The following is a 21,321-nucleotide window of genomic DNA, read 5'->3' on the forward strand; positions in this document are numbered from 1 at the left end:
TTGCGAAAAAGACAAGTTCTTTATATGTAGGACATACATATAGACAAGAAAGAAAGTACAACTGAGGAGAGAAAAAATACAAGAAATCCAAAATTATTTTGAAAATGCTTGGGATATCATTAAAGAAGAAGTTTATACTGCAAACAATGTACATTGGTTAGCCGTTGACCAAAATTCTGCAACTTGTACTTATACATATCATTGAAGGTTATCACAACGGAAAATTTGTTACGGGTAGTGGTAGAGCCACTAATGTGTTCATTAAGAACGAAAAAGGAGAATGGAAATTAATTCATGAGCATTTAAGCAGTCTTTAATATTATAGCGGTTTAACAGAATTTAGAGCGGCAAAGGAAGCCTCTTATCATTCATGTTTAAACTGTAAGAGGCTGTTTTATAGGATAAAATTAATTTATTTAAACTATGTTCTAAATAATCAATCAAAACAAAAAAAGAAAATAATCAACAAAGTAAATGAATGGAAGAAATGATTTTTCATACGAGATAACATCTACTTCTAATTGGGGCGGGGTGTAAACCAATAGAAGTGGGAAGAGGAATTGCTATATCGTAGAAAATAACGAACATATGTGCTATAATTAGATTATCTTATACAGATTGCTCTGTGAAAATGAAAGAGGTGGAGGAAAGGGGCTGTTACGTAAAACTTTCCACCATCATACATTCACGCTGATCGAAAAGCTAAGCTTTCGCATACGCCAGCATGTTGAGTCCAACGTACAAGGAACTCGCATTCAGTGCTGAAACGGTACATAGAGCTTGGTCAACTTCTCTTCGTTAGAAGGGATTATCTAAACAAAGTAAAAGTGGGAGCAGTTTAAAAAAGGGGAAAAATAACATGGAGGCAACGTACCAAAAGCGAAGTCGCGTAATTTTCCATGTCGACTGTAATTCGTTTTTCGCCAGCTGCGAAATCGCTCGAGACCCCTCATTAAAAGGAAAAGCGGTTGTTGTAGCGGGAGATCCGAAAGAACGAAAAGGAGTTGTGTTAGCGGCGAACTATATCGCGAAACAGCGTTTTGGTATTTATACGACAATGCCATTATGGGAAGCGAAGAAAAGGTGCCCGCAACTTGTTGTTCTAAAACCCGATTTTCATTTATACCGCAAGATAAGTGAGAAAGTATTTCAATTTTTAGCAACGTTTACACCCGTTTTAGAGCGCGCTTCGATAGACGAAGGATACTTGGATATCACCGATTGTTATTCGCTTGGTTCACCGTTGGATATCGCGGAGCAAATTCAAAAAGAGTTGTTACAGATGCTACATATTCCTGTAAGCATTGGCATTGCACCGAATAAGTTTTTAGCCAAAATGGCAAGCAACATGAAAAAACCATTAGGCATCACGGTGCTGCGCAAACGCGATGTGCCGAAAGTACTTTGGCCTCTCCCTGTTCAGGAGATGCACGGCATCGGTGACAAAACGGCAAAAAAATTAAATAGCATCGGCATTTTTACGATTGGCGAATTGGCGAAGGCGGAAAAAGTGACATTGCAAAATTTACTTGGCATCACCGGGGTTCGATTAAAAGAGTGGGCTAATGGGATTGATCCCCGTCCTGTTGATCCAGAATCGGGAGAAAAGTGGAAATCCATCGGAAGCTCCACAACGCTTCCCCGCAATGTGACAGAAGAACGGATTCTTCTTGAAGTGCTGCGCGATTTGGCGCAATCCGTCAGCAATCGCATGAAACAAAAAGGCGTCGTCTCTTCCACGGTTCAAATTATGATCCGCTACAGCAATTTTCAAACGATCACCCGCAGTAAAACATGGGAAAATCCGTTCCAGGAGGCGGAAGAAATTTTTCAGCGCGCCGTCTACTTATTAAAACGCCATTGGAATGGCAATCCGGTAAGACTGTTAGGAATTACCGCCGTAGACGTATTTGATAAAAAAGAGGCGGTGAAACAATTAGACTTGTTTCACATCTTTAATAAACGCATCCCATCATTCCTGATTATTGAGAAAATGAAGGGGATGTTGTAAGGAAAGAACCATACCGATTGTGATAGCAGTGGTAGAGAAACTAGCGGCCTAAATTCGTCTAATGTAAGAAAAAGCGGCAGGTAACCCCTTGCCGCTTTATATTTATACTAATTTATCCAGATGGGCCCGCCGGTTTACCGCGTACATAATTGGTGCGCCAACCGCCATGACGACAAATTCGCCTGCGGCGGTCGTCAGCCACGTGAAAAGGAATGGCAGGTCAAACGCCAGCTTTAACTCCCACGCAATCAAAAACATCGTAAACGTAAATACCAGCGTATTGACGGCCATCCGCGCCCATATATTTTTCACATACCGCATCGAAAAAATCGTGATCAGAAGGGCGATAACCGACTGCCCGACCCCGAAAATGAGATCGTACGCTACCATCGGCGAAAAAAACAGATTGGCAAAAAAGACGCCTAACACAATGCCAAAGAAATACTTTTTATTAAACACGATGAGATGATTCAGCATTTCCGACATGCGAAACTGCACATTAGTAAATCCAAACGGCTGAATCAGCATCGTTACCGCGATGTACACAGCTGCTAAAATGCCGTTGACGACGATCGTTCTAATGTTCATATGCTTCTCCCCTTACATCGTTAAGGTATATACAAAAAAGCACCATCGGTATACATGGTGTGGCAAGAAAAGCAACATTTATTATTTTAGCAAGAAAAGAAGGAAATGCAATGATTGTTTTATTTTTCGTGATAAATAAGGATAATACCATTTTAATCATTTTATTATAAAAGAAAAGTGTGACAAAATGCATAGGGAGACGACTTGTTGTTTGTTATTTCCTATTTATCCTGAAATCGTTGGAGGTTCGTATGCCGTATTATGTTTGGATAATCATTAATGTGTTATTCATCATTGGTTCTGTACTGTATATATGGGGCGCTCATTCGTATTAAACATATTTCAATTTCGTATTCCCCGACTACAACCGGAACTCTAATTTGTATGAAATCATGATGAGTACAAGATTGATTATTTGTTTTTTTCTCATGGACGGGAAACACAACCGATTTATAAAGGTTTTTTTTGTTCTTCGCGCCATAGGTGTGAACAGTGTCAGTGAAGAATATAATTTCATGAATTTTAGAGCAGATCAAATGACAATAAGGCTGTTCAGGATAATAAGTCGTCGTATGAAATAGTTTCGTGTCTAATTGAGGAGTTTGTCTATTGTTTAGGTCAAGAAATTCAGCTGTATGTTGTGCTTTACCTCCAAAGATAGGAGGACATCCAACTCATTGGCCCAAGATTGGACTTCCCTTGGGTACTCGCGAGACCATTTGGATTGAAACTGTTGAAACATCTCCAATGCGATTTCTTTATTCGGAGAACGATAAATGAGTTTCAGATCCTCCGCCATTTCGAATTGGTCTTTTTTCCGAACACGATTTAGGGTGCTGCGGACTTTGTGAACGACACAACGCTGCACATCCGCTTTCGGATAAACGGCCCGAAAAGCTTCCTCCAGCCCCGGAAGACCATCAAATATGCCCAGAAGCACTTCCTTGACGCCTCTTTGGTAGAGGTATTGAAGAATTTCCTGCCATACATAGGCGCTTTCTTGTCCTCCCACAAAGAAATCAAGAATTTCGCGATACCCTTCTTCGTTCACCCCTAACACCACATAAATGACTTCTTTCTCCACGGTTTCGCGACGAAGTTTTACGTATAAACCATCCAAATATAAGACGGAATAACGCTTGTGCAGTGGACGAGTGTGCCATTTCTCGATGTCTTCCTTCACTACATCGGTGATACGGCTGATCGTTGCAGGAGAATAGGCATTGCCTAAAATTCGTTCCATAAACTTGCCAATTTCACGCGTACTCATGCCACTTTGATACATCCTGATGATGGCTTCCTCAGCCGGTGTGGCGTTGGTAAGGAGCGAACAATTGGGTTTGAAATTCTCCGTTTCGGTCTCTAGGGACCAAAAGACCTTCAATCCAGCCATATTGCGTATCTAGATTTCGTTGATAGTAGCCGTTTCTCATATTTGATGTTCCGGCCTGTTCTATTTCGAGGAAATTCTTGATTTCTTCCCGCATGATCAGTTCTAATTTTTCCTTTACAAACTGACGAATGACACTTTCCAGTTGATTTGCCCAGTCGACATTCGGTATACTTCTTTTAGACATAGGTAGGGTTCTCCTTTCTCTGGAATGTGTTGTGGCCCAAATCAGAGAATACCCTACCTTTTTTCTTTTGGTCTAGCAAAATGCTTTACACAAAATTTTATACATCATCTGCTGGTTAGCCAGCAGTTTTTTGTAAACATACTGTGCTCGTTTCCAATCCGCCGCTTATGTTTAGTTTTTTTTTCATTGGTTTATACTAACAAAAGCAGTTTAATCACACTAAAGGGAAGTTGAGGTTCGTGAAAAAGATATGGAATCTTTATGTTCATGATATGAAGCAAATAGCAACAAACTGGGTAGCGGCGGTATTGGTAGGCGGATTGCTTCTTCTGCCATCGCTTTATGCGTGGGTGAATATCGAAGCTTCTATTGATCCGTATGCCAACACGAGAAACATTAAAGTAGGAATTGTCAATGAAGACAAAGGGGCAAAAATTCAAGGACATGCGTTTAACGCCGGAAAAGAAATTGTTAGGGCGCTACGAAACAATCATGACTTAGGCTGGAAATTTGTTGGCAAACAAGAAGGAATGAAAAACGTCCGCTATGGCGATTATTTTGCGACGATCGTCATTCCAAGCGATTTTTCAGAAAAATTGGCTACCATTGTGCAAGATAGGCCGGAGCAGGCCGTCATTCATTACTATGAAAATGACAAAAAGAACGCGATTGCGCCGAGAATCACATCCAAAGGAGCAAGCACCATCACCGAGCAAGTAAGCGATCAATTTGTCGCTGTTGTCAACAGCGTTTTGTTTTCTATCTTTCATGAAGCGGGGGTGGCATTAGAACAACAGCTGCCAGATATTCGCCATTTTGAGACCCTGATTTTTCAGCTGCAGACGAAGCTGCCGGAAATCAAGCGGCTGTTAAACCAATCGATGTCCGACGCGAAAGAGGCGGAACGGCTCGTCAATAAAGCGGAAAAAACGCTTCCCGAAGCGAAACGGATCGTCAACAGCGGCATTGCGTTTCTTGATGAAATGAATCAGTTTTTCACGAAAGCGGAAGCAAAAGCAAAGACATTGACGCCGCAAATCACGGAAAATTTGCGTACGCTGCAGCAAATCGCCATGTCCATCTATGCCGTAACTAACAAGCTGCAAGAAAACCTTTCCCTTGCCCAGCAGCGGCAATGGCTTTCCGACGTCCAGAGCATGGCCGCAGCTGGGGAACAAATGGCAGATGAAGCGCAAACACAGCTTCGCATATTCAATAACATGATCGAAAAGCGAGCTTTCTCTCGCACGGCTTCCGCCAATATGGAACAATTGTCCGGCCGTCTGACAGGCATAAAATCCAATTTAAGAGAAGCACAACGCCTTGCCAAGTTAGCGTACGAGCAAAGTGAAAACGGGGCGCAGCTAGGCAACCATCTTCTCACCGACCTAAATGAGCGGGCGGCAGCTGCGGTAAAGCAAGTCGATCGGGTGATGAATGAATACGAGCAACATATCGCACCACTCATGAAAGAAAAAATGAACGAAACGAAGCAGACGCTTCAAGACGCCCGCCGCATACTCGCGGACATCGCCAACACCATTCTGGAATTAGAGCGGTTTCTTCAGCACGCCGGCAGCGGTCTCAAGCAGGGGGAAGAAATGTTGCAGACGGCAAGCGATCAGTATCCGTTTCTTGCGCGGAAAGTCAACGATATCGCTTCCTTTCTTGTAAAATTGAAAAAAGAGACAAACATCTACGACATCATTCGTTTATTAAAAAATGATCCAAGAGCAAAAGGTGAATTTTTGGCCCATCCCGTCGACTTAAAGACGCATAGATTGTTTCCGCTTCCGAACTATGGATCGGGGATGAACCCGTTTTATACCGTCTTGTCCATATGGGTGGGCTGTCTGCTGTTAGTGTCGTTGCTTTCTACCGAACCTTATGAGGCAGAAGGGTATACCAGCAGAGAAATTTATTTTGGCCGGCTGCTGACGTTTTGGACATGCAGCAGTATTCAGGCGCTTATTGTCACGTTAGGAGATGTATTTCTTTTAAAGAATATTTATATTCATGACTCCGGCTGGTTCATCCTCTTTGGGCTGTTATGCAGCTTTGTGTTTATTGTCATTGTCTTTACGCTCGTATCAGTATTCAGCGACGTCGGCAAGGCGCTGGCCATCGTCCTGCTCGTTTTCCAAATCGCCGGAGCAGGGGGGACGTATCCGGTTCAGCTTATTCCGGAATTTTTCCAAAACATCAACCCGTTTTTGCCGTTTACGTATGCGATTGATTTGATGCGCGAAGCAGTCGGCGGCATTGTGTGGGGAAAAGTGAAAAACGATGCGGTTCGTCTCATGATGTTTGCCGTCCTGGCTCTCTTATTAGGTACGCTTCTGAAAGAACCGTTGAACAAATACATGCATTCGCTGCATGCGAAAGCGAAAAAAAGCGGATTGTTTCATTAAACCATGCGACATAGGCAAAATGACCGCCTGGCTTTTTTGTTTATATCCGGTGACGCCATCGATGGGAAACAGAAACAGCCAGCGCGGATATGGACGCTGTTTTAAAAAAAATAGATTCGTTACGGCGGAAGGCACGGATTTGATTCGTGCCTTTTTTCATGACGAAGTTGCAAATGATTTGACAAATGAATGCATGTATAACATCCATCTTGGAAAGCGGCTTTGAAAACGAACCGGACCAAACGGTATAGAGGTTAACTTTAGTGGGCTACACCATTAAAGACATCGCGTTGAGGGCTGGTGTTTCGAAGTCGACGGTTTCGCGCGTCATTTCGGGAAAAGGGGTTGCAAGTCCAGAGACGCGTGAAAAAAGTATTAAAAGTGATGAAGGAGCTGCAGTATAAACCAAATGCCTTGGCAAGGGCGATGGTTTCGCAGCGAACGAACAATATAAGCGTAGTGGTTTATCATTCACGTTCTCCAATGGCTTCGATCCTATAATTTTTCTTGAAACATGCTCATTTTCCTGCTTTTCCAAAAGTTTGTTATTCTACAGTAACAGATAGTTAAAGATGGAAACTTCTTGTATACTAAATACGTATAACCATTACGTCGATGGATTGTCTTTGTTTAAGGGGGATAGAGAAATCATGAATGGAGAGCCTAGAAAAAGAATCTCCGAACGAGCGCTATCGGTATGGCGGATATACGGTATGATCGGATTGGCCGTTTCTTTTATCGTCTTTGCGGCTATCATTATCCTTATTATCGTTTTTGACGGACCGAAATGGATTATTCCGATGCTGATTATTATATTGATTGGAGAAGGCTATTTTTTTATCTTCTTTATTCCCGCATTGCGTTGGCGGAGATGGCGTTATGAAGTGCGTGAACAGGAAATCGAGATTCAAAAAGGACTGTTTGTCGTGAAACGTACATTGATTCCAATGATTCGGGTCCAGCATGTTGATTCAAGTCAAGGGCCGTTATTAAAAAAATACAGACTGGCATCTGTCACCATTTCCACTGCCGCAACGGTGCATGAAATTCCGGCACTTGATGAGGAGGAAGCGGAGGAGCTGCGTTATTCTATTTCCAGATTGGCGAGGGTGGCGGATGAAGATGTCTAAGAAAAAACGACTGCACCCCATTTCCGTTGTAGCCAATATCGTAAAACAACTGAAAGACGCGATTTTACCGATCATTCTCGTCATTATTGTCGGGAATAAAACGATTTCCTCTATGTGGGATATCGCCGTGCCGTTTGCTATTATCATTTATACGATTGTCATTGGAATTGTTTCATGGATTCGTTTTACCTATCGTTTGGAAGAAGGGGAATTGCGAATCGAATATGGTGTTTTTGTAAGAAAAAAACGATACATTCCTTTTGAACGCATTCAAGGCATCTCCATATCACAAGGCTTTCTGCAAAGAATGTTTGGCGTTGTAAAAGTAAATGTAGAAACAGCTGGCAATCAGTTGGGAGAAGCGGAGGCTGTGTTAACAGCCGTGACAAGGGAAGAAGCGAAACAGCTTCAATGCTTGATTCAAAAATCAAAAGAAAAAGCAGGAGCAATCGAGAACATTCTGCCGCAAGATGAAAGCGCAACGTCTTTTGCACAAAATGATCAAGAGTTGGAACAAAAAGCGAAAAACATTATCTTTTCGATGAGTTTTTGGGAAATTTTCCAAGTAGCCGTGACTAGCGGAGGAGCATTTGGCGTTATTTCCGCCATCGTCATTTTTGTCTTACAATTTGACGACATCATTCCTTATGAGAAGTTATATAAAGATGCGCAAAAATTTATTGCGCATGGCATGTTTTATACCGTGGTGACCATCATATTGATTTTTATTGCTGCCTATATTATCTCCATCATTCAAAATATGATGAGATACGCATTTTTTACGGTGGAAAAAGCAGGGGAGAACATCATTATCTCAAGAGGGCTCCTTGAAAGGAAAAAGATTGCGATCCCGACAGAGCGGGTGCAAGGCATTGTGGTAAAGGAAAACATTATCCGACGGTGGTTTGGGTATGCTTCCGTTTATATCATTCATGCAGGAGGAGCTTTCAATGAAGGCGATCCCGAGAGTATTGTCCTTTGTCCTTTAATCGAAAAAGAGCGGATCGCTTCCGTTATTCTATCTTGTCTTCCGGATTATAGCTTAAATCATGAATTCATTGCACTGCCAAAGCGGGCGCGCATCCGCTACATGGTCCGTCCTTTATACTTTTTGCTTTTACCGGTTTGCATAGTAGCTTATTGGCTGCGTCCGTGGGGATTATTGCTTTTGCTATTACTGCCAATGGCTTCTTATTTTGGCTACCTCAGTTATCGGTTTGCCGGTTGGTCGATTTCAAATTATCAGCTTGCGCTAAGAAGCCGCTTTTTGAATGTCAGAACCGTATATATGTTAAAAAATCGGATTCAATCCATGGAATTTTCTTATAATTGGTTTCAGCAAAGGAAAGGTCTAGGAACCATTTCGGCAACGGTCATGTCGGGAATTGGCGGTGCTCAAGGGGAAGTGATAGACCTTGATAAAGAAGATTTACAAACAATTTATACGTGGTTTAAACGTACAAAAGGGGAATAAAGTTTTATAGACCGGGTATGGAACTATGGTTTTGCTTATGGAGGAGCGCGTCTCCCACACAAAAAGGTATTGTGGATTCCGCTTGTCGGAGAGACAGAGGAAAGTCTTAAAAAAAGAAATTTCGATACGATGATTTTCCATTATTTGAATGTTGGTTTAGCCGGCTATACAGGTATTCCTCAGTCGGAAGTGGCATTTTTGTATAATACGTTAGCGGAAGATATCGAAAACGAAGAGGAATTCAACAAACATTACGAAAGTCTTTTCAATCGAGCGTATGAGCTAGGGAGTACATATAGCCATTCACTAACGGAAAAATAATTATGGTACATGGTGATTCCGCTATAAGTTTTCCCGCTTATTATGATGGAGATCATCGTCGGCTTCATTGTATGGGAGCTTTCTGTAAAGTTTGCATGTCCACAGTGCGGTGGAAGTAAAAAGCTTGTTGCTTATCACGATGATGGAACTGATGGCAACTGTTAGTTTCAAGTAATTCATTAAAAGAGGCATTGCGGTTTTCGCAATGCCTCTATTTTTAAGTCAAAATAAATTCATGATGTTAACTTTTCGTGTCCAAAATTTTGCGATTATTTGACTATTAAACTGCATCTCTTTTATACTTTTGTTAGCTTTATTATAAAAACGTTTTTATGGGAGGGTGATATGATGGCACAACCGAAGTATATTACAAATATCGAAAAAATCACACAAATCCCTAAGGAAGAGAGAGAAAAGTTAAAAGAAATCACTAACAAATTTGTATTTAGAGTGAATGATTATTATCTTAATCTGATTAATTGGGATGATCCGAACGATCCTATCCGAAAATTGGTGATACCGAACGAAGGGGAATTAAATGAATATGGCAGTTGGGATGCTTCAGATGAGGCGGCCAACTATGTGGTGCCGGGATGCCAGCACAAGTATAAAACGACTGCATTACTCATCGTTTCAGAAGTTTGTGGAGCATATTGCCGATTCTGTTTCCGGAAGCGTTTGTTCCGTAACGATGTAAAAGAAGCTATGTCAGATGTAACGCCTGGTATAGAATATATTGCACAAACTCCTGAAATAAATAACGTTTTATTGACTGGCGGAGACTCTCTTATTTTGGCAACCAAAAAAATTAGATATATTGTAGAAAGATTGCGAGCGATTGACCATGTGAAAATCATCCGTTTTGGTTCAAAATTGCCTGTCTTTAACCCTATGAGAATTTATGAAGATCAAGAACTGCTTGATCTGTTCCGGCAATATTCCACACCAGAAAAACGCATTTATGTCATGGCACATGTAAACCATCCACGTGAAATAACAGAAGAAGCTCGTAAAGCGTTCCAAGCTCTTCACGATGCTGGAGTTATCGTTGTGAATCAAACTCCTATTTTAAAAGGAATAAATGATGATCCTGAAGTGTTGGCAGAATTGCTAGATAAACTGTCATGGGCGGGAGTAACACCGTATTACTTCTTTGTTAATAGACCGGTAGCGGGTAACAGCGATTTTGTATTAACACTGGAAGAAGTATACAAAATAGTTGAACAAGCAAAAGCAAGAACATCGGGATTAGGCAAACGCGTTCGCCTCGTTATGAGCCATTCCTCAGGAAAAATTGAAATATTGGCAATCGAAAATGGCAAAGCATATCTAAAATATCATCAGTCAAGAGATGATGAACAATATGGAAAGTTTATGATTTTGGATTGTCCAAAAGATGCCACTTGGTTTGATGACTTACCTGGAAGTGAACAATATTGGAAAAAACCAGTAAAAAAAGCAGTTCAATTGAGCTCGGTTAACTAAATGGACCTCTCCCACCTTCATTTAAGGGGTGGGAGTTTTTTATTGCCTTCACTGAAGAAGGTTCTGATTAAGACATAAATTTGATGTTAGTCTAAAAAGCGGACACACCAACAAATAAACGGTAATATTCACCGCCTTTTCCAGGCGCATCACACCCAGCAATCACAAAAAACCGTTGGATTTTACCATCTTTTACCGCCTGAATAATTTCTGGAGCGATGCCGATGACCGTCTCATGATGGAATCCAGTCAGCAATGTTTCATCGGATTCAATATTCGCTTCAGGAAGTTCTAACGCTTTTTCGATCAATGGAGTAAAATCATCATTTTCAATTTTTCGGACATTTTCCAATCCTGCGACATCATACGAGAACATTCGATCGGCGTATGTTCCTTTAATAGGCATGACACAGTTTGTCGTCGCTAAAATAGCACCTGGGAATTCTGCAATTCCTTTTAAAGCAAATACGATAATGTCTTGTAAACTCGCAATCGTTTCATCTTTTCCACATACCCCAGCGACGGTGCAGCCTCCCATTGTCGTTTGTTCACACTGATGGCAAAACATTACTTCCCCTCCCTAAATATAGTCGGCATTTTAAAAAATATAAGAAATATTTTCCAGCATAAGTGATTTATATCACACTTCAAATCGGAAGTGTGGCAAAAATATGAAGAAAAGATGACGACTAACAATGGGTATAGATTCATGTATGTATAAAATGTAGTGGGCGAAGGGGATTCTTAACTGTCGCAAAGACGTTTTTGGATGTCATAAAAAATTCACCAAGTATCATTATACTGTTTTTGTTTTAACCGTTCTTCAAGAACACGAATCATGAATAAAAAGTGTTCAGCTTCGCGAAGAACGTGGTCAGCTAGCATGGTCAAAAGAACTGCTGCGATTGTCATTGTTTTTTAATGTTGGTCTAAAAAGTGGACACGTCAAATATAGAAACGTTATCATAAAACTAAGGATGCTGTTACGATACTCTCAAGATTAAATTAATGCCAACTCTTGAACAGTTTCATGCGCTGCTGGAAACAATGAAACGGTTTAACCAAGCATGCAACTATATTAGCGAGATTGCTTTTCGCTCCAGAACCTTTTCCAAAACGAAAATCCAGCGGCTTTGCTACTATGACGTCAGGGAAAAATTTGGCCTCTCTGCCCAAATGACCGTTCGTGCCATCGGCAAAGTGTCGGAAAGCTATCGTTTGGATAAAAAAACCTTGCATAACTTTAAAGAAACCGGTGCCATCGTGTATGATGAAAGAATCCTGTCCTTTAAAGGGTTAGAGTATGCTTCCATCCTTACCTTGCAAGGAAGAATGGAAATCCCTATGGTCATTAGCCGCTACCATCAAGGTTTGCTGTGCGGCAACCGTGTTCGGGGTCAAGCCGATTTAGTCCTTCAAAACGGTATTTTTTATTTACTGCTCGTGGTGGACGTTCCCGAAGGCCAGCCCAATTCCGAAAACGGATTTATCGGTGTGGACCTTGGCATCATTAATATCGCCGTTGATAGCACCGGTGAGGTATTTTCCGGCTCGAAGGTCAACGGGCTGCGCCGCCGCCATGCGAAACTTCGCGCCAAACTCCAAAAGAAAGGCACCAAGTCAGCGAAACGCCTGCTTAAAAAGCGTTCCAAGAAGGAAAAACTATTTGCCCGTGATGTGAACCACTGCATTAGCAAGAAGATTGTTGAAAAGGCAAAGGCACTCGGATGCGGCATTGCCCTTGAAGATTTAAAGGGCATCCGCCAACGCACCGAGAAAACGGTTAAAAAGCAACAGCGTCGTCAACACTCTTCTTGGTCTTTTTATCAGTTGAGAAAGTTTATTGAGTATAAAGCGGCGATCGCTGGCGTGCCGGTGGTATTGGTTCATCCAAAAAATACTTCCCGCACCTGTCCGGTTTGCGGACATGTGGCCAAAGAAAACAGACCGTCAAGGGATCAGTTTTGTTGTCGAGCTTGTGGGTACGCTGCCCCTGCCGACAACGTGGCTGCGGAAAACATCCGCAGGGCTGCTGTCAACCAGCCGAACGCGGCAGCCAATTAGGCTAGTTGCAAGCCCACGGCTTTAGCCGTTGGGTAGTTGACAGTAATTATCAAGAAAGAGCTTGTTTTTCTTGAAAAATAGGAGGAAAAGGCCAAAGACAGTGATTTTGAGCATATCAAGTGTTTTTATCATTACCAACGAGTTCATTTTAGTAATGGCCATCTCCAGTGATACATGAAAAGGCATACGAGTCATCTGTTTTCCTAACATGGCCAGCAAGCGGAGCGAGGTAGAAAAAAAATCTCTATTTTTTGACATAATTATAAAGTCGAGGTGCATAGGAAATGTTGTTTATTGATAATAAGGGGATTACAGATCCGAGAATTAATTTGGCAATCGAAGAGTATGCCTTAAAAAACCTTGACATTAATGAAACGTATTTATTGTTTTATATAAATGAGCCTTCCATCATTATCGGAAAAAACCAGAATACTATTGAAGAAATTAATACAGAGTATGTAGAGAAAAACGGGATCCATGTTGTCAGAAGGCTGTCAGGCGGCGGAGCCGTTTATCATGATTTAGGAAATTTAAACTTTAGTTTTATTACGAAAGATGATGGCGACAGTTTTCTTAACTTCCGGAAATTTACGGAACCTATTATTAAAGCATTAAAAAAACTTGGTGTTAATGCAGAATTAAGCGGTCGTAACGATATTATTGTGGAAGGAAGAAAAATTTCCGGGAATGCCCAGTTTTCAACAAGGGGAAGAATGTTCAGCCATGGTACACTGCTGTTTGACTCGAAAATAGAGAATATCGTTTCAGCGCTTAATGTAAAAAAAGATAAGATTGAATCAAAAGGAATTAAGTCCATCCGCAGCCGGGTGGCAAATATTTCTGAATTTCTAAAAGAAAAAATGACAATAGAAGAGTTCCGTTCCGTCCTGTTAGAGAGTATTTTTGGAAAAGACAAGGACATTCCTGAATATGTCTTGACAGAAGAGGATTGGGCTAACATTCACAAGCTCTCTAGAGAACGCTATCAAAATTGGGAATGGAATTACGGAAAATCACCTAAATTTAATCTTCAGCATTCACACCGGTTCCCGGCCGGCCAAATAGATGTGAGACTCGAAGTTCAAAAGGGAATCATTGAAAATTGCAAAATTTACGGCGACTTTTTTGGCGCCGGAGACGTATCGGAAATCGAAGAGAAACTTATCGGAAAACGATATGAGAAATCTGAAATTGAAAAAGCGTTGCAAGATGTCGATATCAAGCATTATTTCGGGAACATTGAGAAAGAAGAATTTATCAATTTGATATATTGAACAAAAAGGCAAGCGGCCCCATTTAGCCCTGACAAACATTGACCCTGCACTATCGTGCAAGGTTTTTACTTTATCTGGGGATGATAAGGAGAAATATTATAGAAGGTGTTTCAGTGTTAACACCTGAACCTCCCGATGGCTAAAGCCACGGGGTTCTTGTGTACTATAGAGCTTCTTCCATACCTTCGCATGGATACTGACTCTAATTCCACAAGACTTTCATGGGCAAACACCTCACTGGTGCTTATCGCCCTGTGCGCCCGATTCAAGACGTTGGATTTTTCTTCTCTATAAGAGTAGTATACCATCTTTGACTACGTCAAAGCAATCGGTTCATCCCATGTGAGTCAGTCAAGACTTTGTGGGAACTTTTTTGATTCGCTGAAAACAGATGTAAGTCATAGGTTAGCGAACCATTTTTTTGAATCCCATCCGTAAGCGCTTTCGGACTCTCATCCCTTGCCATGACAGACCGATATGTATACCTTTTTTTACCATCCCTTGAGTTCAGACAGGGCATGATAGATCGGTGTCCCGGACGATTGCTGTAAATATGGCACGTTATTCCGCGTTACCTCCGGAAGAAGACGGCGGACGCGTTGTTTCGCCTTGTTCACGATCGTCTGTTTGGTGGATGCCGTCGACGCCGTTTCCTCCGCCGGCTGCGACGATTCTTCTCCTAAACGACGTCCGAAAAGACGAATCCCATCCATCCGGGCAATCATTGCCTTGAAAAACGCCCTGAGTCCCTTGTCTGTCCAACTGCGGCGGTATTTCACCCGATACGCCAGCTGGCTCATCACGCTTTCAGCCCTCCCCATCGGATACATGCCCGTTGTGTCCACTCCTTGCTCCTTCAGCCATTCCCGGTAATCACGGATGCATCCCGGCATCGATTCGATCCGGTGGATCAAGGCAGCCAGCTGTTGTTCTTTCGCTTCGTCCCCCAGCGTGCCGAGGGCGCTGTTCCGTTCCACAAGCAACCCCTCTTCATCCTGCTTCGCCAGCTTTTGCCGAATCGCCTGCCACCGTGGATGGCCCGAGAGGCATTGGCGCAACTCACGCGCCACGTGGAATCGATCCAATTGGAAGCAGACCCGTCCCTTGAAATACTCCCGGCACGCGGTAATCCATGGAGCGCCGTCCCCGTTGATGACAAGAAGATCCCGACACGGATCATAGGCATATTCGTTCATCAAAAATTCCTCGAAGCCTTCCCACACCTCCCTCTTGCCCTCATGGACGTAATGGCGCTGATTGACAAATTCGATCCGTGAGCCGTTGCGCTTCCACCCTTCGTGAACGGTCAGGATTTTGTCTTCCTTGGCTCGTTTTCCCTTCCCTTGGCGAGAAACAAACAGTCCATCGGCCTCCACAAACAGCACCCGTCCATATCGCTGGTCCACCGGGCAGTGCAGCGGAGCTTCAGCTTCGAGCACCAACTGGCGGATCGCCTCATGGCTCATCACCGGATACCCGACCATCTGGGCAAGCGTACGAGCCGCTTTGCGATAGGAAGAGCACTCCACAGCCAATCCCACCGCCGTTTCTTCTAGACAAGGGCTGATTGACTGTGATCCATCAAACGCTAAAAAGGAGTCAAGCAAAAACGTGTAACGGTTTTGTTCTCGATCCAAATAGTAGTTCCGCTCAAAGGTGACTTCGCCAAACAGGGTTTGAATCGTGGTGCGTCGTTTGTCTTTCAAGTGGTATCGGCGCTTGTCCCGGGTTTCCGCCAATTGTCGGTCGATGTCCTCCAACAGAGCCGTAAACAGCTCGGCGAAGGCGTTTTGCAAGGCCCGAAACAAATCAAGTTCGATCTCTTTCCATGTCAACGAATTTTTGGTAAGATGTTGTTGAATATTCATGGGACTCTCTCCTCCTGTTTGGGTGTTTTGGTCAATCATTATCATAATAGGGAGAGAGTCCTTTTTTCATGTTTCCTGCTTGGGATCCTACCGCGCTTCGCTTGGTGGCCCCGATGAGGGGGATTGCGAACCTACGTTCCCAACCCCCTCATCGGGGAATTCTAAGAATTTCTCCCACAAACATTTTACTCACACATCCCATGTCTAAAGACGGGCTACACCCTGCATGGGCTTTCTCCGATTGTACTTGTAAATATCGTTTACAAGTGAATATGACATGTACTGGGTGTGAAGAGCACGCTAAAGCAGCTCTTAATAGCATAGGAGCAAAGATTTGTGCATCGATGGAGGCATGAATCATGTGTGAAAGGGAGAGTTTTTCATCATTCGGATCGTGGAAGTCAAAATTCATGGCCTTTTTCTTGGTATCGTTAATGTCTTCCAATCTTTTGATTTTATTTGTTTTGAGATGTAGACAATTTGCCCAATATGATAGGAATAATGGTACATTTGATTTAATTTAGACGTTCACGATCTAAATTAGACAGTGCGGCTTTTCTAGATTGGCAAGCTAGAGCGGTACTATATAGATTCAGATTAATTTTCCGAAGCCTTGCATAATCAGACGAATGACTGCAATTCGTTTTACCATGTTCGCCTTTTTCATTTTGCGTTCCTGTTCTTGAAGGCGTTCGATCGTCCAACCATGATCGTTTGTAATTTGTAATCCTTTTTTCCTCATTCTTCTTCCGCTCCTTTGATTTACTCATTTAGGAGCAGTATAGACAAGGATGCAGGTTGATTAAACATGTCGGAATTTCAAACTGGATTTATATAGTGCCACTAATTTTGTATGGATTGAAAGTTCCAATACGAAACAACCATATTCCGTTGGTGAAGGTCAAGGGCTAACAGAGTTCAATCGTTAGTAATCATCGTCGGTTTTCTGTTTTCAAGTAGGTGCATGTCCGTCTCGAGCCTGTTCATAAATTCATACGTTAGTAGTGAATATCGGGAATCAATCTATGGCGATTGAGGATTATTTTTCAATAAAAATAAGCTGTTTGAACATTTATTGAAAGCCGAGCTTCATTTCATGCCAGAGCGATGTTTCTCTTTCCTCCTTTTCCACCATCCGGTCGGGAGGCAATAAGGTCAGTACGAGAGCAGATAATAGAAAAGCTATACCTACTACCGCCATAGAGATGTATATACCGAATTGTTGAAAGACGAAGGTGCCTAATATCGGACCGATGATCATAAAAATAGCCATCATTGTCTGGAATAATGACATACCCGCCTGCATCTGTTCTCCCGGAACATGTATTTTGAATAGCTTCATCCCTGAAGGCTGAGAGAACTGCGATAGGATCGCGGAGACAAATGTTGCGAGGAAAACAGCCTTCCATGTGCCAAACAGGAGCGCCATTAATATTACGGCGAATATATTTGTTTTGCCTCCCATTTCCGAAGAAACGAGTTTTTCCATTAGAAGTCACCGCTACCGCAGGAACTTTTAGTCCGAGATCCACACCCATGACCTTTTCCTTTTTCTTTTCAGTCACAGGGATGCCTAATGAAACTTGTGCATACCACTTTCCTCTCTTTTCCACAATGCGCATCAGTCCAAGTTTGGCATGTTGGATCAGGTTTTTATCACGCTCTGTCACCATCGCTCGAAATCTTGTTTTTCTCGTTTTTCCATCCAACATAATCGGAAATGCGATCATTTGCTCGCCAATGGTATAGTTTTGATTATTGACGAAATATACCGGTTTTTTGAGGATGGGGCGCTTCCCTTCTTTTTTCATTTTCTTTGATACACTTTTCGCATCACGAATCGCTTGATTCAGAACAGCCGAAGGAAGATGGGCGTCCACATCTTTTGTTGTTACTTTCGGGAAAGAACCTTCTTTCTCGGCTTGTTCGGTTAAAGCATTTACGGTATGGATATATTCTCTGCTCAACTGACGAAGCAGTTCAGGGTTATCTGGAAAGAATCGAATTTTAATTGTCAATGCTTGCACCGTTTCACCCCCCTTGTTTTTTTGTTCTTCCACATATCGTTGGATGGTTTCACTTGATACGTTTCCTTCGGTGCTGACAAAGAAGGAACGTGTCCATAGACTAGGCTAATGAGCAAGATGAGTGAATTCTTGCTTTAAAATCCGGGAATTGAGCGAACATACGTTCCTATTACATTATCTGTAATCGGACACAAATTGTCAACTGTTACAATTTTATCTTGTTAAACAGAAGAGAAATATTCACATATTTAGAACTGCTTACTAGCCTGTAAAAATGTAGACGGATTCTTATATTTTTGCTAATGATTTGTTATAATATTCTCAAAAATAGAGGGGCAGTGTGAAATGGAAAATATCATAAGCATGAAAAATGTATCCTTGATAAGAGGAGACCGGGTTATTTTAAAGGATATCAATTGGGAAGTAAAAGAAAAGGAACAATGGGTCATACTAGGTTTAAACGGTTCAGGCAAAACGTCCATATTAAATGTCGTAACAGGCTATCAATATCCGACAAAAGGGGAAGTTTCTGTTTTAGGACATCAATTCGGGAAAACGAACTTGCCTGAGCTTCGAAAGCAAATTGGATTTGTCAGCAGTTCTCTTGACCGTTTTAGTCAAACTTTAAGATCAGAAATGGTAGAGGATATTGTAATAAGCGGTAAATTCGCTACGATCGGATTATACGAAAATGTGACCGATGAGGATCGAGAGCAGGCCGAACAGCTAATGGCATCTTTGCGAATCGATCACTTAAAAGGGAAAACGTATGACACATTATCAGAAGGAGAAAAAAGAAAAGTACTTATTGCAAGAGCGTTAATGGCAAAACCGAAATTGCTTATATTAGATGAACCGTCTATAGGATTAGACATTTTAGCAAGGGAAGATATTTTATCATTAACGAAAGAAATTATTGCACATCAACAATGCCACGTACTGTATGTCACTCATTATATTGAAGAAATTATAGAAGAGATGACACACGTATTATTGTTAAAAGAGGGACAAATTGTAGCCGCGGGACGAAAAGAGAAAGTATTAACCGATGAATGTTTATCAGAGACGTTTCAATTGGCAATGAAAGTTCATTGGGAAAATAATCGACCATGGGCTTCCATACATAAAAATATTAGCTGGACAAAATTTGCGAAGGTAGAATCAAATAAATAAAGGAAACTTGGTCTCTCCAAGTTTCCTTTATTGCTTTATAGCAGCAGGACATACAGGATGTCTCAAATGAGCGGTTTCGTTTTGCGGGATAATCAGATGGTTGCCCGGCCAATGCGGTTAGCTTCAGGTACTTCAATCAGACGGCCGCTTTTTACGTCGTAAATAAAACCGTAGATCCTGAACCTCTGCACGACTAAAGTCGGCAGGTTCTTGTGTACTAAAGAGCTTCGTCTATACCTTCGTATAGACACTCACTCTCATTCCACAAGACTTTCATGGGCAAACACCTCAATGGTGCTTAGCGCCCTGTGCGCCCGGTTCAAGACGCTTTTCATCATTTAAATTCCCATACTGCTTAATAATTTATTACCACTATTTTTTAAACGTTCTACTTCTTTATCATGCAGTCGCTTAAATCTTTCCCATGTCGCAAAACATTTTTCTCTATCGATTTCTTTTAAGTGATCTTTCGCATTCATGATGAGGAACGCACTATATAAATCTCGTTGAATTTTACAGCCATTCATATCGTTCCATCGTTCGGATAACCTCTTTTTTACATATTCACCCGTGATATGATTATATTGGCTGGCTTTCGCAGAGAATGTATCTATTTTTTTGAGCGTTTTTCCGTCATACCGTAATTTTCTGTCTAATATGGCTAAAAACATGCTTGGAGCTTTATTCGCTATACTTTTACCAAATCGTTTCTTTCTATTATACCTTCCTGTTTTCTCATTCATCGTTGTTTCTTTCGCTCTTGCTTGCAATGCTTTATAATTCATTGTTTCCACTTTAATATCATTGCCTAACGATAATATCCAATTTGCCAGCTTATTATGATCTTGCTTGCGTTTTTCCGCTAACTTCCTTTGCAGTTCCGCTAATTGATTTTTTGTTTTGATATAATTTTTGCTCCACATCCACTTTTCTTTGTTTCCTCGCTGGATGGTTCCATCTTCGTTGTACTTATTTGGATTATTTGCTCTCCGCTGCCGGTCTAGTTTTCGCTGCAGCCGCCTTTTTTCCGGATGGATGTCATCCACACTTGGAGCGAGTTCCAACAATTTTACTTCGTTCGGAGCGCAAATGGCGATCGTTTGCGTGCCAATGTCAATGCCGACCACTCCTTCACCACGGGGATGCTTGGCTTTGCCGGTTTGCCGATTGATTTTTTGCGGCGGAACCCCTTCCAAAATGAGTTGGGCATAATACTTTACTTTCCCCCGAATCCGTTTACGTACAATGCGGCAATACTTGATTCGGTCTTGCAAGGCGAGATGGGCATACACATCATTTGGTTGGATGATGACAGGGATCATCAGCCCATTCCAATGGATGGCATGGCTTTTGAAGCGAATCCCTGCGGAATTCGATTTTCCCTCTAACGAACCCATTTCGCCGAACCGTTTAAAATACACCCGTTTGGCAGCGCCAAACAAGAACCTTTCTACCGCTTTCCACGCTCTGGTGGCGATTTTTTGCGCCGTATGCGCGTCCATGTGTTTGCGGAAGTGGCGCTGCATTGGCTGAACGAAAGCGTGCATCGCATATTCGGAGAGTCCGTACTCGGTTCGCAGGTCGGAAAGTTGGCGATTTTTTTCTTTGGAGGGCTTCTGTTGAGCAAGGTCTTGATAGCGGGAATCATGTTGGAGTTTTTTGTACCGCTTCAAACATTCCTCTAAACAGGCGTTATACAAACAGCGGCCGATTTCAAACCGCTTTTCGAGGATATGTTTTTGCCATGATTCTGTCTGGAGCCGCAACGTCAATACATAGCTTGGTGTTTTCGCTCCCGCCAATGCAACCCACCTTCTTTATGTAATATTGATCATAGAGATTTAATAAATCACCCCTATCTAATATCATGATAACCAAACATTAGATAGGTTACAATTATAATAATAAAGAATATTCT

The 21,321-nt window shown here is 42.0% G+C and carries 15 protein-coding genes and 6 pseudogenes; 11 read left to right on the forward strand and 10 right to left on the reverse strand.

What is annotated here, in order from left to right:
• Positions 1-76: 76 nt before the first annotated feature.
• Positions 77-317: pseudogene (locus FNL97_RS08620) on the forward strand (YybH family protein); the annotation flags it as partial.
• Between the two features lie 542 nt (positions 318-859).
• On the forward strand, positions 860-2,011 hold the full coding sequence (locus tag FNL97_RS08625; RefSeq protein ID WP_143415503.1) for a DNA polymerase IV: 1,152 nt from the start codon (positions 860-862) through the stop codon (positions 2,009-2,011).
• Between the two features lie 102 nt (positions 2,012-2,113).
• Here the strand turns inward: FNL97_RS08625 and FNL97_RS08630 are convergent, their stop codons facing one another.
• From FNL97_RS08630 to FNL97_RS08635, 3 genes and pseudogenes are all read right to left on the reverse strand, one after another.
• Complete coding sequence (locus tag FNL97_RS08630; RefSeq protein WP_062754636.1) at positions 2,114-2,599, reverse strand: QueT transporter family protein; 486 nt, start codon at positions 2,597-2,599, stop codon at positions 2,114-2,116.
• 284 nt (positions 2,600-2,883) lie between these two features.
• Positions 2,884-3,258 carry a DUF7852 domain-containing protein gene (locus tag FNL97_RS18855; protein WP_502707809.1) on the reverse strand — a complete coding sequence of 125 codons (375 nt, stop codon included), beginning with the start codon at positions 3,256-3,258 and terminating at the stop codon, positions 2,884-2,886.
• Positions 3,255-4,176 (reverse strand): annotated as a pseudogene (locus FNL97_RS08635) (IS256 family transposase); the annotation flags it as partial. The pseudogene FNL97_RS08635 and the gene FNL97_RS18855, both read right to left, overlap by 4 nt.
• 239 nt (positions 4,177-4,415) lie before the next feature.
• Between FNL97_RS08635 and FNL97_RS08645 the strand changes: the two are divergent.
• The 6 genes from FNL97_RS08645 (at position 4,416) to FNL97_RS08670 (ending at position 10,997) form a co-directional block, all read left to right on the forward strand.
• Positions 4,416-6,587: a YhgE/Pip domain-containing protein gene (locus FNL97_RS08645; protein WP_062679142.1), complete on the forward strand. Its 2,172-nt coding sequence runs from the start codon at positions 4,416-4,418 to the stop codon at positions 6,585-6,587.
• A gap of 263 nt (positions 6,588-6,850) precedes the next feature.
• Positions 6,851-6,991 (forward strand): LacI family DNA-binding transcriptional regulator, encoded by a 141-nt coding sequence (locus FNL97_RS18400; RefSeq protein ID WP_286173532.1) that lies wholly within the window; start codon positions 6,851-6,853, stop codon positions 6,989-6,991.
• A 246-nt stretch (positions 6,992-7,237) separates the two neighbouring features.
• Positions 7,238-7,717 (forward strand): PH domain-containing protein, encoded by a 480-nt coding sequence (locus tag FNL97_RS08655; protein WP_015863954.1) that lies wholly within the window; start codon positions 7,238-7,240, stop codon positions 7,715-7,717.
• The gene (locus FNL97_RS08660; RefSeq protein ID WP_286173533.1) at positions 7,710-9,191 is read left to right on the forward strand and encodes a PH domain-containing protein; all 1,482 of its coding nucleotides are present in this window, start codon (positions 7,710-7,712) and stop codon (positions 9,189-9,191) included. Before FNL97_RS08655 ends, FNL97_RS08660 begins: the two co-directional genes overlap by 8 nt.
• A gap of 6 nt (positions 9,192-9,197) precedes the next feature.
• On the forward strand, positions 9,198-9,512 hold the full coding sequence (locus FNL97_RS08665) for an NAD(P)H-dependent oxidoreductase (RefSeq protein WP_286173558.1): 315 nt from the start codon (positions 9,198-9,200) through the stop codon (positions 9,510-9,512).
• A gap of 348 nt (positions 9,513-9,860) precedes the next feature.
• On the forward strand, positions 9,861-10,997 hold the full coding sequence (locus tag FNL97_RS08670) for a KamA family radical SAM protein (protein WP_041269672.1): 1,137 nt from the start codon (positions 9,861-9,863) through the stop codon (positions 10,995-10,997).
• A 118-nt stretch (positions 10,998-11,115) separates the two neighbouring features.
• On the opposite strand, the pseudogene FNL97_RS08675 reads toward FNL97_RS08670, so the two are convergent.
• Positions 11,116-11,565 (reverse strand): annotated as a pseudogene (locus tag FNL97_RS08675) (hypothetical protein); the annotation flags it as partial.
• A 431-nt stretch (positions 11,566-11,996) separates the two neighbouring features.
• On the opposite strand from FNL97_RS08675, the gene FNL97_RS08680 reads away from it, so the two are divergent.
• On the forward strand, positions 11,997-13,061 hold the full coding sequence (locus FNL97_RS08680; protein ID WP_143415507.1) for an RNA-guided endonuclease InsQ/TnpB family protein: 1,065 nt from the start codon (positions 11,997-11,999) through the stop codon (positions 13,059-13,061).
• A 284-nt stretch (positions 13,062-13,345) separates the two neighbouring features.
• The gene (gene lplA / locus FNL97_RS08685) at positions 13,346-14,335 is read left to right on the forward strand and encodes a lipoate--protein ligase (protein ID WP_015863948.1); all 990 of its coding nucleotides are present in this window, start codon (positions 13,346-13,348) and stop codon (positions 14,333-14,335) included.
• A gap of 491 nt (positions 14,336-14,826) precedes the next feature.
• Here the strand turns inward: lplA and FNL97_RS08690 are convergent, their stop codons facing one another.
• The 5 genes and pseudogenes from FNL97_RS08690 to FNL97_RS08710 all read right to left on the reverse strand — a co-directional run.
• Positions 14,827-16,203, reverse strand: a complete 1,377-nt coding sequence (locus tag FNL97_RS08690) for an ISLre2-like element ISGsp4 family transposase (protein WP_286173534.1) — start codon at positions 16,201-16,203, stop codon at positions 14,827-14,829.
• Between the two features lie 408 nt (positions 16,204-16,611).
• Positions 16,612-16,716: pseudogene (locus tag FNL97_RS08695) on the reverse strand (DUF1572 family protein); the annotation flags it as partial.
• A 79-nt stretch (positions 16,717-16,795) separates the two neighbouring features.
• Positions 16,796-16,945, reverse strand: a complete 150-nt coding sequence (locus FNL97_RS08700) for a hypothetical protein (protein WP_205729493.1) — start codon at positions 16,943-16,945, stop codon at positions 16,796-16,798.
• A 333-nt stretch (positions 16,946-17,278) separates the two neighbouring features.
• Positions 17,279-17,641, reverse strand: a pseudogene (locus FNL97_RS08705) (MFS transporter); the annotation flags it as partial.
• Between the two features lie 592 nt (positions 17,642-18,233).
• Positions 18,234-18,329, reverse strand: a pseudogene (locus FNL97_RS08710) (transposase); the annotation flags it as partial.
• 246 nt (positions 18,330-18,575) lie between these two features.
• Here FNL97_RS08710 and FNL97_RS08715 point away from each other — a divergent pair.
• Positions 18,576-19,403: an ABC transporter ATP-binding protein gene (locus FNL97_RS08715; protein ID WP_143415509.1), complete on the forward strand. Its 828-nt coding sequence runs from the start codon at positions 18,576-18,578 to the stop codon at positions 19,401-19,403.
• Between the two features lie 338 nt (positions 19,404-19,741).
• Here the strand turns inward: FNL97_RS08715 and FNL97_RS08725 are convergent, their stop codons facing one another.
• The gene (locus FNL97_RS08725; protein ID WP_143415511.1) at positions 19,742-21,205 is read right to left on the reverse strand and encodes an RNA-guided endonuclease TnpB family protein; all 1,464 of its coding nucleotides are present in this window, start codon (positions 21,203-21,205) and stop codon (positions 19,742-19,744) included.
• Between the last annotated feature and the right edge of the window lie 116 nt (positions 21,206-21,321).

This window comes from Geobacillus sp. E263 (assembly GCF_007197795.1).
Taxonomy (GTDB): Bacteria; Bacillota; Bacilli; order Bacillales; family Anoxybacillaceae; genus Parageobacillus_B; species Parageobacillus_B toebii.